Annotated in this window: 9 protein-coding genes and 1 pseudogene; 1 reads left to right on the top strand and 9 read right to left on the bottom strand. The window is 42.5% G+C overall.

Annotated elements, in window-relative coordinates; all coding sequences use genetic code 11:
- Positions 1–10: 10 nt before the first annotated feature.
- Positions 11–2,707 (bottom strand): cation-translocating P-type ATPase, encoded by a 2,697-nt coding sequence (locus tag AT689_RS06320; protein ID WP_000032472.1) that lies wholly within the window; start codon positions 2,705–2,707, stop codon positions 11–13.
- A gap of 303 nt (positions 2,708–3,010) precedes the next feature.
- Between AT689_RS06320 and mntE the strand changes: the two genes are divergently transcribed.
- Positions 3,011–4,195 (top strand): CDF family manganese efflux transporter MntE, encoded by a 1,185-nt coding sequence (gene mntE, locus AT689_RS06315; RefSeq protein WP_000813934.1) that lies wholly within the window; start codon positions 3,011–3,013, stop codon positions 4,193–4,195.
- Positions 4,196–4,337: 142 nt separating this feature from the next.
- On the opposite strand, the gene AT689_RS06310 is transcribed toward mntE, so the two are convergent.
- From AT689_RS06310 to cdaA, 8 genes and pseudogenes are all read right to left on the bottom strand, one after another.
- Positions 4,338–6,209 (bottom strand): ABC-F family ATP-binding cassette domain-containing protein, encoded by a 1,872-nt coding sequence (locus AT689_RS06310; RefSeq protein ID WP_001279123.1) that lies wholly within the window; start codon positions 6,207–6,209, stop codon positions 4,338–4,340.
- The gene (locus AT689_RS06305) at positions 6,206–7,405 is read right to left on the bottom strand and encodes a CCA tRNA nucleotidyltransferase (protein ID WP_001844992.1); all 1,200 of its coding nucleotides are present in this window, start codon (positions 7,403–7,405) and stop codon (positions 6,206–6,208) included. Before AT689_RS06305 ends, AT689_RS06310 begins: the two co-directional genes overlap by 4 nt.
- Positions 7,402–8,169 (bottom strand): 4-hydroxy-tetrahydrodipicolinate reductase, encoded by a 768-nt coding sequence (gene dapB, locus AT689_RS06300; RefSeq protein WP_000027895.1) that lies wholly within the window; start codon positions 8,167–8,169, stop codon positions 7,402–7,404. Before dapB ends, AT689_RS06305 begins: the two co-directional genes overlap by 4 nt.
- Positions 8,170–8,445: 276 nt before the next feature.
- Positions 8,446–9,294 (bottom strand): DegV family protein, encoded by an 849-nt coding sequence (locus AT689_RS06295; protein WP_000762065.1) that lies wholly within the window; start codon positions 9,292–9,294, stop codon positions 8,446–8,448.
- Position 9,295: 1 nt separating this feature from the next.
- Positions 9,296–9,670 (bottom strand): annotated as a pseudogene (locus AT689_RS06290) (DUF1149 family protein).
- Positions 9,671–9,743: 73 nt separating this feature from the next.
- Complete coding sequence (glmM, locus tag AT689_RS06285; protein WP_000521409.1) at positions 9,744–11,096, bottom strand: phosphoglucosamine mutase; 1,353 nt, start codon at positions 11,094–11,096, stop codon at positions 9,744–9,746.
- A gap of 23 nt (positions 11,097–11,119) precedes the next feature.
- Positions 11,120–11,899, bottom strand: coding sequence for a CdaR family protein (locus AT689_RS06280; protein WP_000742290.1), 780 nt, complete (start codon positions 11,897–11,899; stop codon positions 11,120–11,122).
- The gene (cdaA, locus tag AT689_RS06275) at positions 11,886–12,743 is read right to left on the bottom strand and encodes a diadenylate cyclase CdaA (RefSeq protein ID WP_001867651.1); all 858 of its coding nucleotides are present in this window, start codon (positions 12,741–12,743) and stop codon (positions 11,886–11,888) included. Before cdaA ends, AT689_RS06280 begins: the two co-directional genes overlap by 14 nt.
- Between the last annotated feature and the right edge of the window lie 114 nt (positions 12,744–12,857).

Below are 12,857 nucleotides of genomic sequence, written 5' to 3'. Positions count from 1 at the left end.
GAAACCTCCCTTAAATCGCATTCTTGTCAAAACCGAGTTTGCGTTGAATAAACTTAACGATTTCGACGATGATAATCATTGAGAAGCTTCCAGCCATAACAATTCCCCATTGTGACAAGTCTAGTTTGGTTACGTGGAAGATTCCTTCAAGCGGTTCTACAACGATTGTTGCCATGAGAAGGATAAAAGATACCAAGATGGACCAGTTAAAGGTCTTAGACTTGAATGGGCCAACTGTCAAGATGGATTGGTAGACAGACTTGACATTGTAGGCATGGAAGAGCTGAATCAAACCAAGGGTTGCAAAGGCCATCGTTAGGGCATCTGCATGAATAGCATGATTGTCACCCACATGAACTGGGTAAGCAATCGCAAGGCCATAAACACTCATAACAAGAGCTGCTTGGAGTACACCTTGATAAATGATAGAACTCAAAACACCACCTGAGAAGAAGCTTGCCTTGCGTCCACGTGGTTTATGATTCATGACACCAGGCTCCGCAGGTTCAACACCAAGAGCGATAGCTGGGAAGGTATCCGTTACCAAGTTGATCCACAAAAGATGAACCGGCTGCAAGACATCCCAACCAAACAAGGTTGATAGGAAGATGGTTAATACTTCAGCAGTATTAGCAGAAAGTAGGTACTGAATAGTCTTTTGAATGTTTGAGAAGACCTTACGTCCTTCTTCCACTGCGACGATAATAGTCGCAAAGTTATCATCTGCAAGAATCATATCAGAAGCCCCCTTAGAAACCTCTGTACCAGTGATTCCCATACCGATACCGATATCGGCTGTTTTCAGAGCTGGCGCGTCATTGACACCGTCACCTGTCATGGCAACGACTTTACCTTGTTTTTGCCAAGCCTTGACGATACGAACCTTGTGTTCTGGAGACACACGGGCATAAACAGAGTATTGACCAACGACTTTTTCAAATTCTTCATCTGACAGTTCATTGAGTTCAGCACCAGTTAAAACGTGACCTTCTGTATCGTTTGCGTCAATGATTCCCAAACGTTTGGCAATGGCTTCCGCTGTGTCTTGGTGGTCACCTGTAATCATAATTGGACGGATTCCCGCTTCCTTAGCCACACGAACAGCCTCAGCGGCTTCAGGACGTTCAGGGTCAATCATCCCAATCAAACCAGTAAAAATTAAATCATTTTCAAGCTCTTCAGAAGTGAGATTTTCTGGAATACTATCGATAATCTTATAAGCACCTGCAAGGACACGCAAGGCTTGATGAGCCATTTCAGAATTGTTTGTATGAATGAGATTTGTAACCTTCTCATCAATCGGAGCAATATCCCCAGCCTTATCACGAAGAAGACAACGTTTTAAGAGTTGGTCTGGCGCACCCTTGACTGCTACAAGGAAACGACCATCTGGCAATGGGTGAACTGTTGACATGAGCTTACGGTCAGAGTCAAATGGCAATTCAGCTACACGAGGATATTTCTCTAAGAAACCTTTGACATCATAGCCCTTGTCCAAGGCATATTGGATAAAGGCTGTTTCGGTTGGGTCACCAATCAAGTTACCTTCCACATCGATTTTCGTATCATTGGCCAAGACAACTGAACGAAGTAGTGGCATTTCAAGACCTAGTTCAATATCATCAGCTGAGTCATGTAGAACCGCATCGTAGAAGACTTTTTCGACTGTCATCTTGTTCATAGTCAGCGTACCAGTCTTATCAGAAGCGATGATTTCAGTTGAACCAAGTGTTTCAACTGCTGGCAACTTACGAACGATGGAATGTCGTTTGGCCAAAACTTGAGTACCAAGAGAAAGAACGATGGTAACGATAGCAGGAAGTCCTTCTGGAATGGCTGCAACGGCAAGGGCAACAGAAGTCAACAACTCACCAAGTGGATTTTTCCCTTGAATGAAGACACCCACTACAAAAGTAACAAGGGCAATGGCCAAGATAGCATAGGTCAAGACCTTAGAAAGGTTGTTCAAGTTTTGTTTGAGTGGTGTATCAGTCTCATCCGCATCTTGAAGCATACCAGCAATATGACCAACTTCAGTGTACATACCTGTATTGACAACAACACCCATCCCACGACCATAGGTTACGTTTGAGTTTTGGAAGGCCATGTTGACACGGTCACCAATACCAGCATCTGTCGCAAGCTCGACTGACAAGTCTTTTTCGACTGGTACAGATTCACCTGTCAAGGCTGCTTCTTCAATTTTAAGAGAGTTGGCTTCTATCAAACGTAGGTCCGCTGGTACCACGTCACCTGCTTCAAGGGCAACGATATCGCCTGGTACCAATTCTTTAGAGTCAATCTCTGCCATGTGTCCATCACGAAGAACGCGGGCAACTGGACTAGACATGGATTTGAGGGCTTCAATAGCTTCTTCAGCTTTTCCTTCTTGGTAAACACCAAAGGCAGCGTTGATGATAACCACAGCTAGGATGATAATGGCATCTGCGATATCTTCCCCACCAGAAGTCACGACTGACAAGATTGCTGCCGCAACTAGGATGATAATCATCAAATCCTTAAATTGCTCGATGAATTTGACCAAGATTGATCGTTTCTCGCCTTCTTCGAGTTCATTGTGCCCAAATTCGACAAGGCGCTTTTCCGCCTCACTTGATGACAAACCTTGCTCGGTCGCATCCACAGCCTGCAAGACCTCTTCAGGGCTCTGAGTATAAAACGCTTGGCGTTTTTGTTCTTTTGACATGTGTCTCCTCCTTGACATTGTGTGCAAAACAGACTCTCTTTCTGTCATATCTTTTCACGACAAACAAAAAGAGACCTGTTAATCATAACAAGTCTCGCTGTTTAAGATAGGGCCGGAAAGCATACTTTTCAGCATAAAATTCGGAATGACGACACTATCACAGGTTTCTGCCAGCTACTCCCTTGAGTAGTACTATTATACCAAATTTTGGGGAGTTTTCAAAGAGTAAAAACTGCCTTATTTGAATTTTTCCTTGAAAACCAGTATAATGGTAGAATGCTATGTGACTAGAAAGGAAGTTGAATGAAGCAATCTATCTCAAATCTCAAGTTAGCTGAGCGTGGAGCCATTATCAGTATTTCGACCTATTTGATCTTGTCTGCAGCCAAATTAGCAACTGGTCATCTCCTTCATTCATCCAGTTTGGTGGCCGATGGTTTTAATAACGTATCGGACATCATTGGAAATGTGGCCCTCTTAATCGGGATTCGGATGGCGCGCCAGCCTGCAGACCGTGACCACCGTTTTGGTCATTGGAAGATTGAAGATTTGGCAAGCTTGATCACTTCTATCATCATGTTCTATGTCGGTTTCGATGTTCTAAGAGATACCATTCAAAAGATTCTCAGTCGGGAAGAAACGGTCATTGATCCTCTTGGTGCAACTCTAGGAATCATTTCTGCAGCGATTATGTTTGTGGTCTATCTCTACAATACTCGCCTCAGTAAGAAATCCAACTCCAAGGCGCTGAAAGCAGCTGCTAAGGACAATCTTTCTGACGCTGTTACCTCACTTGGAACCGCCATTGCCATCCTAGCTAGTAGTTTCAATTATCCGATTGTGGATAAACTGGTTGCTATCATCATCACTTTCTTTATCTTGAAGACTGCCTATGATATCTTCATCGAGTCTTCCTTTAGTCTTTCAGATGGCTTTGACGACCGCCTGCTCGAGGACTACCAAAAGGCTATCATGGAAATTCCCAAAATCAGCAAGGTCAAATCGCAAAGAGGTCGCACCTACGGTAGCAACATCTACCTGGATATTACACTAGAGATGAATCCTGACTTGTCTGTTTTTGAAAGCCATGAAATCGCGGATCAGGTCGAGTCTATGCTGGAGAATCGTTTTGGCGTCTTTGATACCGATGTCCATATCGAACCAGCACCTATCCCTGAGGATGAAATTTTAGACAATGTCTATAAAAAATTGCTTATGCGTGAACAATTGATTGACCAAGGAAACCAACTAGAAGAACTCTTGACTGATGATTTTGTCTATATTCGCCAAGATGGAGAGCAGATGGATAAAGAGGCTTATAAGACCAAAAAAGAGTTAAATTCTGCTATCAAGGACATTCAAATTACTTCCATCAGTCAAAAAACCAAACTCATCTGCTATGAGTTAGATGGTATCATCCATACCAGTATCTGGCGTCGCCACGAAACCTGGCAAAATATCTTTCATCAAGAAACCAAAAAAGAATAGAGAAATCCGTTCATGAGATGGGATTTTTCTATTCTTTTATACTCAATAAAAATCAAAGTGCAAACTAGGAAGCCGGCCACAGGCTGTACTTGAGTCGGCAATGTGAAGCCGACATAGTTTACACTTTGATTTTCGAATAGTATTAACTATCAAATTCACTGAGATACTCATAGCGTTCGTATTTTTCAAGGAGTGCTTCATTTTTCTCATCCAATTCTTTTTGGAGAGTAGCCAGCTTACCAAAGTCAGAGCCGTTAGCCTGCATTTCCTCTTCAATAGCAGCGATACGTTTTTCCAAGGTTTCAATATCACCTTCAATACTTGCCCACTCCTGCTTTTCTTGGTAGGTCATGCGTTTCTTGTCTTCTCGAACCTTGACCACTTTTTCCTTTTCGGCCTTTTGCACTTGATTGGCCATATCTGTTTCAAAAGCTTTTTCATCAAGATAGTCGGTGTAATGACCAAAGAAAGGACGAATCTTGCCATCCTCAAAAGCGAGAATCTTGGTCGCTACCTTATCCAAGAAATAGCGGTCGTGACTGACTGTTAAAACGGGACCTGCAAAACCTTGCAAGAAATTCTCTAAGACTGTCAAAGTTGCAATATCTAGGTCATTGGTTGGCTCGTCTAAAAGAAGAACATTTGGTTTTTCCAAAAGCAGTTTGAGGAGATAAAGACGTTTTTTCTCACCCCCTGACAATTTCTCAATCAAGGTCCCATGCGTCGAACGTGGGAAGAGGAATTGCTCCAGCAACTCAGCGATGGAAGTCGTAGAACCACCACTGGTCTTGACCTCCTCTGCCACTTCCTGCAGGTAATTGATCACACGCTTGCTTTCATCCAAACCCTCAATTTGTTGAGAGAAATAGGCGATGCGAACAGTTTCCCCAATCACAACTTGTCCTGCTGTCGGCTCAAGACTTCCTGCAATCAGGTTAAGTAGGGTTGATTTTCCAACACCATTGTCCCCAACAATTCCAATACGGTCTTTAGCCTGAACTAAGAGATTAAAATCTTGCAAAATGGGCTTATTTTCATAGGCAAAGGAAACATCCTGAAACTCGATGACTTTCTTCCCAATCCGACTGGTTTCAAAGTTCATAGTCAAGTCTGTCTCAGCACTACTGCCTGAAACTTCCTTTTTCAGATCATGGAAACGATTGATACGAGCTTGTTGCTTGGTCGCACGTGCCTGCGGTTGTCTGCGCATCCAGACCAGTTCTTGTTTGTAGAGTTGTTCTTTTTTATGAAGTAGAGCTGCATCGCGCTCGTCCTGTTCTGCCTTAAGGCGAACATAGTCCTGGTAATTGCCCTGATATTCTGTCAAGCCTGCTCGCTCCAACTCGAAAATCCGTGTTGACAAAGCGTCTAAGAAATAACGATCGTGAGTGATAAAAAGGACGGTCTTCTTAGAATTTTTCAAAAAGAGGGTCAGCCACTCAATAATCGCAATATCCAGATGGTTGGTCGGCTCATCCAAAAGCAAGAGGTCGTGGTTGCCAAGTAAGACTTGTGCCAACTGTACCCGTCTTCTCAGACCACCTGACAATTCCCCAACAGGAGTAGATAAGTCTTGAATGCCCAATTTGCTAAGAACGGTCTTGACCTGACTCTCGATTTCCCAAGCTTGGAGAGAGTCCATCTCTGCCATGACACGTTCCAAACGCGCCTGCTTGTCCTCGCTATAGTCGAGCATAATCAATTCATACTCACGAATGAGCTGGATTTCCTTGAGTTCACTAGATAGAATCGTATCCAAAACTGTCTTTCTATCATCAAAATCAGGATCCTGAGTCAAGTAACCAATCTGGTAATCATTTTTAGCTGAAAAAGGACTGACATCCCCATCAAAGCCAGAAACACCAGAAAGGACGTCCAAAAGGGTGGTCTTGCCAGTCCCATTGACACCGATTAAACCAATTCTGTCTAAGTCATGGATAATAAAGGAAATATCCCTAAAAACGGTCTTGTCACCAACAGATTTACTTAGTTTTTCAACGATAAAATCACTCATTTTTTCTCCCTCAGGTAAGCATGGATGGCTTCACGATTATTCTCCAATTCTCCATCGACAATGGCAAACTCAATCTCTGTTAAAATCTCTCCCAAGTCTGGGCCTGGCTGATAGCCATATTCCTTGATCAAAATACCGCCATTAATCTGAATCTCTTTCTTGTCATGGATAGTCAAGCTTTGGTATTTTTCTGTGATGGCTTGTGGGTTGACTTCTTTTCCTTGAGCTTGACGAAGATTTTCAGCCTGTAAAAGCAAATCTATGTCAAAGCGATAACAATCTCGCTTGCTCAATTCTCCATTTTCACGCAGAGCCAAAATAATCAGCAAATCCTGAACTTGCTTGGCAAACTGGCGTGAGGTCTTCCAAGATTTCAAAAATGACTGCGCATTTTCAATCTCCAAAGCCCATAGTAAAGCCGCCCAGGCTTGTTCAGAGGATTCAAAAGTAAAATCAGTCTCCAAATCAAACAGTCTGTTGAGCTTGTCCTGGCTAGATGCCATATCAGGGAGATAGTCATAAGCTTGACTCTCAATCATGGAAGCCAACCCCCTTCTCCAAAATGGAGCCAGCAAGAGTTTATCAAACTCGACGAAGGTACGCTCTACAGAAATGTTCTCCAAAAGCGGCGTCAAGGTCTTCATAGCTTTAAATGTTTCTGGTTCAAGTGCAAAACCAAGACTAGCCTGAAAACGGAAACCACGCATAATCCGTAAAGCATCTTCGTTGAAACGCTCACTAGCCACTCCAACTGCTCGCAAGACTTGCTTTTCCAAATCTTCTAAACCATGGAACAAGTCAACGATTTCTCCTGTCTCATCCAAGGCAAAGGCGTTGACTGTGAAATCACGGCGTTTGAGGTCTTCTTCTAGCGAGCGCACAAAGGAAACCGCACTGGGTCTGCGATAGTCCACATAGACATCCTCTGTCCGAAAGGTTGTTACCTCATACTCCTCATCCCCATCTAAGACCAAGACGGTTCCATGCTCGATTCCGATATCGGCTGTTCGCGGAAAAATCTGCTTGGTCTCTTCTGGATAAGAAGACGTCGCAATATCCACATCGTGGATAGGGCTATGGAGAAGGGCATCTCGAACAGAGCCCCCAACAAAATAAGCCTCAAAGCCTGCTTCTTTAATTTTTTCTAATACTGGTAAAGCCTTCTGAAATTCAGAAGGCATTTGCATTAATCTCATAATAAGTGTTCTAATCCATAGACAAGCTCATGACGCTTGACAACTTCTTTAATTCCCAAATTGACTCCTGTCATGAAGGAGATGCGATCATAGGAGTCATGACGGAGGGTCAATCCTTCTCCTTGATTGCCAAAGATGACTTCCTGATGGGCTACCAAACCTGGCAAACGAACTGAGTGGATGCGCATACCATCAAAGTCAGCACCACGAGCACCAGCAATCAGCTCTTCCTCATCTGCTGCACCTTGCTGAATTGACTCTCGAATCTCTGCCATCAACTCAGCTGTTTTAATGGCTGTTCCACTCGGAGCATCCTTTTTCTTGTCATGATGGAGCTCAATAATCTCCACATTTGGGAAATATTTGGCAGCCTGCGTCGCAAATTGCATGAGTAAGACAGCACCCAAGGCAAAGTTAGGGGCAATCAGGCCACCCAAGTCTTGGGTACGAGAAAATTCTTTTAGCTCTGCAATTTCTTCACTCGTGAAACCAGTCGTTCCAACTACTGGAGCAAAGCCATTTTCAAGAGCAAAACGTGTATTTTCGTAGGCAACAGCTGGAGTAGTAAAATCTACCCAGACATCCGCTTCAAAACAAGCTAAATCAGCCTTATCCTTGAAAACAGGAATACCCTGCCATTCTGACTCAGACTCAAAAGGATCCAAAACTGCTACCAAGTCCAAGTCTGGATCAGTCAATACCATCTGACAAGCAGCCTGGCCCATCTTTCCCTTAAAACCGGCAATAATTACTCGAATACTCATCTCTACTCCTGTCTAAGATACAAAGTCCGTAAGAACACAAAGTGAAAATAGGAATTCCAATCAAGAAGTGTCTACTTCTTGGAAGAACTATCTTTTTCACACAGGGTTCCAGGCGTGTTCAATTATCAAGATACAAAGGACCTTAGCTGCCCCTGAAAAATAGGGAATGGCACTGACTTTCCACGAAAGGCAAGACAGGCATCTTTTTTCAAGAAGCAGGTAGTCCGTGTTCAATTGCTAAGATACAAGGCATCTTAACTAGCCTAGAAGCGCCAACTAAATCACTGGAATATAACCCAGAGCAATACTTCCTGCTCCTAGGTGCGTTCCAATGACACTACCAAATGTAGCAAGTGAAACATCCGAACCCAAGCCAAAATCAAGCAAATGCTGACGCAATTCTTCAGCCTTTTCAGGAGCATTCCCATGAATGACAATGACCCGGTATTGACCTGAAGCCGTTGTTTCCTTGATAATTTCAATTAAGCGCTTGGTGGCCTTCTTTTCAGTACGAACTTTTTCGTAAACTTCAATCACACCTTGATCGTTAAAATAAAGGATTGGCTTAATGCTAAGCAAATTGCCCAAAATGGCAGCCCCATTTGAAAGACGTCCACCTTTTACCAAATGATCCAAGTCATCTACCATGATAAAGGCTGACGTACGGCTGATTTGAATGGCTAGCTTATCCTGAATGCTGGCAAAATCATCGCCCTGATCACGCCAATTAAAGACGCTTTCAACCATGATGCCTAGGGGAGCACTTGTAATCAAAGTGTCTGGGAAAGCAATGGTTAAGCCCTCATAGTCATCGACCATATACTGGATATTTTGGTAAAAACCTGAAATTCCAGAAGATAGGAAAAGCCCCAAGGCATGTGTATAGCCTTGTTCTTTGAGCGAAGTTAAGATTTCATCTAACTTGGCAATACTTGGTTGACTGGTCTTAGGCAATTCAGAAGCCTGAGCCATTTTTTGGTAAAATTCCTCAGCAGACAGATTGATGCCTTCGACATATTCCTCACCATCAATATTGACAGGAATATCCAAGACAAACAAGTCTTCTCTTTGCAAGGTCTCTGCACTGAGATAAGCAGAGGAATCTGTGAAAACAGCTAATTTCATATTAGAACTCCAAATTAATTCCTGGTAAGTCTAATGCAATTTCAGTCACTTCGTAAGTCAAACGATTGAGCATGTTCAAACATGGACGAGCCAAGGTTTCCACCTCTTCTTGGTTCAATTCATTTGGTTCATTGACAATACGGCCATCGATATGGTTTACTTGTGAGATTGTTCCACTAATGACAAACTTATCAAATACAATCATAAAGCTCAAGATGACAATCAAGGAAGTCACTTGATTTTCTTGGTCATGTTGGAGCAATTGGAAATTCACATCCACCTTGGTTTCAGGAGCTCCATTTTCATTTTACCATTCAAAATTACGCGCATCAAAATGATACTGACTAACAAATTCTTGTTCACGTTTAAGATTCATGTCTTTCTCCATCGGCTACAATATTATAAGCTATTGTACCATAATTTTTTATTTTCATCTAGTTTTCTAGGATTTAATCAATCCCAATTTCAGCACGAACTACATCTGTGATGGTATCAACATAGTAGTCTACTTCTTCTGTTATAGGCGCTTCTGCCATAACACGCAAGAGGGGCTCTGTTCCACTTGGACGAACAAGGATACGGCCGTTCCCCGCCATTTCTTCTTCCATCTTCTCGATGATGGCCTTGATAGCTGGCACTTCCATGGCCTTTTCCTTCATGACGTTTTCCACTCGGATATTAACTAATTTTTGTGGATAAATCGTTACTTCTGCCGCCAACTCTGATAAGCTCTTACCAGTTTCCTTCATGATTTTAGTCAATTGAACTGCTGATAATTGACCATCACCTGTGGTATTGTAATCCATCAAGATAACGTGACCAGACTGTTCACCACCAAGGTTGTAGCCTGATTTTCTCATTTCTTCAACAACGTAGCGGTCACCAACTGCAGTAACTGCCTTGTTAATACCTTCGCGATTCAAGGCCTTGTGGAAACCAAGGTTAGACATAACAGTTGTCACAATTGTATTTTGAGCCAATTGTCCTTTTTCAGAAAGGTATTTTCCGATGATGTACATAATCTTGTCACCATCGACGATGTCACCATTCTCATCAACAGCAATCAAGCGGTCACTGTCTCCATCAAAGGCCAAACCAATAGCTGACCCACTTTCTTTGACCACTTCTTGAAGGGCTTCTGGATGTGTTGAACCAACATTAAGGTTGATGTTAAGACCGTCTGGTGTTTCCCCGATAACCGTCAATTGGGCACCAAGGTCTGCAAAGATTTGACGGGCACTGGTAGAAGCTGCTCCATTAGCTGTATCCAAGGCAACCTTCATTCCATCAAGAGGAGTTCCAGTTGAAACAAGGTATCCTTCATACTTACGCAAGCCTTCTGGATAATCTACCAAGATTCCTAAGCCTTCTGCACTTGGACGAGGAAGAGTGTCTTCCTCAGCATCTAGCAAGGCTTCAATTTCTGCTTCTTTTTCATCATCTAGTTTGAAGCCATCACCGCCAAAGAACTTGATTCCGTTATCAAGGGCTGGGTTGTGGCTAGCAGAAATCATGACACCGGCACTTGCTCCTTCAGTTTCAACCAAGTAAGCTACTGCTGGTGTTGCAAGGACACCAAGTTTGTATACGTGAATCCCTACTGAAAGGAGACCTGCCACCAAGGCCGATTCCAGCATTTCCCCTGAAATACGTGTGTCACGTCCTACAAAGACTTTCGGCGCTTCCGTTTCATGTTGACTAAGAACATAGCCTCCAAAACGTCCTAGTTTAAAGGCTAATTCTGGTGTTAGTTCTAGGTTAGCTTCTCCACGGACTCCATCAGTCCCAAAATATTTACCCATTGTTATAAAATCCTTTTCTATTTTTAATTCGTTTTTGAACTAGTTGCTTTCGTTGACGAAGATGTCTCCGATGAACTGCTTGTACTTGAATTTGATGTGCTTGAACTTGGTGCTACTGGTTTTGTAGTCACCTTCATTATTGTATCAAACGGAGTGATAACTGCCGGTAAGACAACACCATTGCGGTCGATTGCCTGCAAAGGTACTGAACCACTGTAATTACCTGTTATGCGTTCGCTAGTTGGCAAGACAGCGATAATCTTATCAATTCTATCCAATGTCTCTTGGTCACTCGTAATAGACACTTCTTTATCTGACACCATGACATTTTCAATTTGTACCCGACTATCAATTTGACTAGGGTCAATCTCTGGTACAATCTTTACCTTATCCTTCTGAGCCTTCTTACCAATCTTGACTGTAATTTTTTGCGGAGTCGCCACAGCGGTCAGCCCATTGGGTAAATCTTCAATGCTCAAAGGAACTTCAATCGTTCCAACACCGGCATCTGTTAGGTCAGCAGTAACCTTGAATTTACGTGTACTTTCTTGCATTTCACTAGCTAGCGATAGGCGATTTGCACCAGTCAAGACCACTGATACTTCTGAAGCAAAACCGCTAATAAAATACTTATCACTATTATAGCGTATGTCAATAGGGACATTTGTTACTGTATTAGTATAGGTTTCCGTTTTTACCTGCCTAGCACTGGTACTGTTTTGAAAATTCGTCGCCGTAGCATAGACAAATAAGACACAAGCAAAAAAGAGTGAGGATATGATATATAAACTATTTTTTTTCATGTTTCCATCCTCCTAGCAATCGTTCTTTAAAACTAAGACCCACTTCCTCTTTTGGAAGTAAGATTTCACGTAATTCTGTTTCAAATTCATCAAGTGTTAGGTTGTGCTTAAACCTTCCATTATAGGTTATCGAAATTCCTCCCGTTTCCTCTGATACAACAAAAGTCAAGGCATCTGAGACTTCTGATAAACCGATAGCCGCCCGGTGTCTGGTCCCAAATTCCTTGGAAATCCCTGTGTTTTTTGTCAAGGGCAGATAGGCAGACGTCACAGCGATACGTTCTTCTTTGATAATCACCGCACCATCATGTAGGGGAGTGTTGGGAATAAAAATGTTAATGAGAAGTTCTGCAGAAATCTTAGCATCCAAGGGAATTCCTGTCGAAATATACTCCTGCAAGGTACGTACACGCTGAATAGCAACCAAGGCCCCGATTTTACGAGGACTCATGTATTCAACAGACTTAACAAAGGCACGAATCATCTGTTCCTCAGCACTAATAGGGGCATTGGAAAAGAAATCTGTCGCTCTTCCCAAACGTTCCAAACCAGTCCGAATCTCTGGAGAGAAGATAACAACCGCCGCAATAACCCCATAAGTAATAATTTGATTGATTAACCAAGAAATCATAGTCAAACCAATCATATTTGCAAGGATTTGAGCTAAAATAAACACCAAAACTCCACGTACCAAAATCATAATCTTGGTTCCTGCAATAGCTTTTGTAAAATGGTATAAAATATAAGCAACAATCAAAATATCAATCAGATTGATAGCTATCGTCCATGGACTTGCAAACAAACTGGTCCAATATTGCAGATTGGATAATTGTTGAAAATTCATCCCTGATATCCTCCCTATCAAAACACTTTCGTCCTATTATACCATTTTCTGGCATTTTTTTCCCTATCCTAGTCCAGTTTACATTGAACAAAAATATGATAAAATAAACTGACT

This window comes from Streptococcus pneumoniae (assembly GCF_001457635.1).
Lineage (GTDB): Bacteria > Bacillota > Bacilli > Lactobacillales > Streptococcaceae > Streptococcus > Streptococcus pneumoniae.
The sequence above is the reverse complement of the archived record's forward strand: the minus strand, read 5'-3'. Positions and strand labels throughout refer to the sequence as shown.

Bases quoted from the DNA above. Each gene is read 5' to 3' on its own strand.
- AT689_RS06320 (WP_000032472.1), bottom strand. From the start codon at position 2,707: ATGTCAAAAGAACAAAAACGCCAAGCGTTTTATACTCAGAGCCCTGAA.
- mntE (WP_000813934.1), top strand. From the start codon at position 3,011: ATGAAGCAATCTATCTCAAATCTCAAGTTAGCTGAGCGTGGAGCCATT.
- AT689_RS06310 (WP_001279123.1), bottom strand. From the start codon at position 6,209: ATGAGTGATTTTATCGTTGAAAAACTAAGTAAATCTGTTGGTGACAAG.
- AT689_RS06305 (WP_001844992.1), bottom strand. From the start codon at position 7,405: ATGAGATTAATGCAAATGCCTTCTGAATTTCAGAAGGCTTTACCAGTA.
- dapB (WP_000027895.1), bottom strand. From the start codon at position 8,169: ATGAGTATTCGAGTAATTATTGCCGGTTTTAAGGGAAAGATGGGCCAG.
- AT689_RS06295 (WP_000762065.1), bottom strand. From the start codon at position 9,294: ATGAAATTAGCTGTTTTCACAGATTCCTCTGCTTATCTCAGTGCAGAG.
- glmM (WP_000521409.1), bottom strand. From the start codon at position 11,096: ATGGGTAAATATTTTGGGACTGATGGAGTCCGTGGAGAAGCTAACCTA.
- AT689_RS06280 (WP_000742290.1), bottom strand. From the start codon at position 11,899: ATGAAAAAAAATAGTTTATATATCATATCCTCACTCTTTTTTGCTTGT.
- cdaA (WP_001867651.1), bottom strand. From the start codon at position 12,743: ATGAATTTTCAACAATTATCCAATCTGCAATATTGGACCAGTTTGTTT.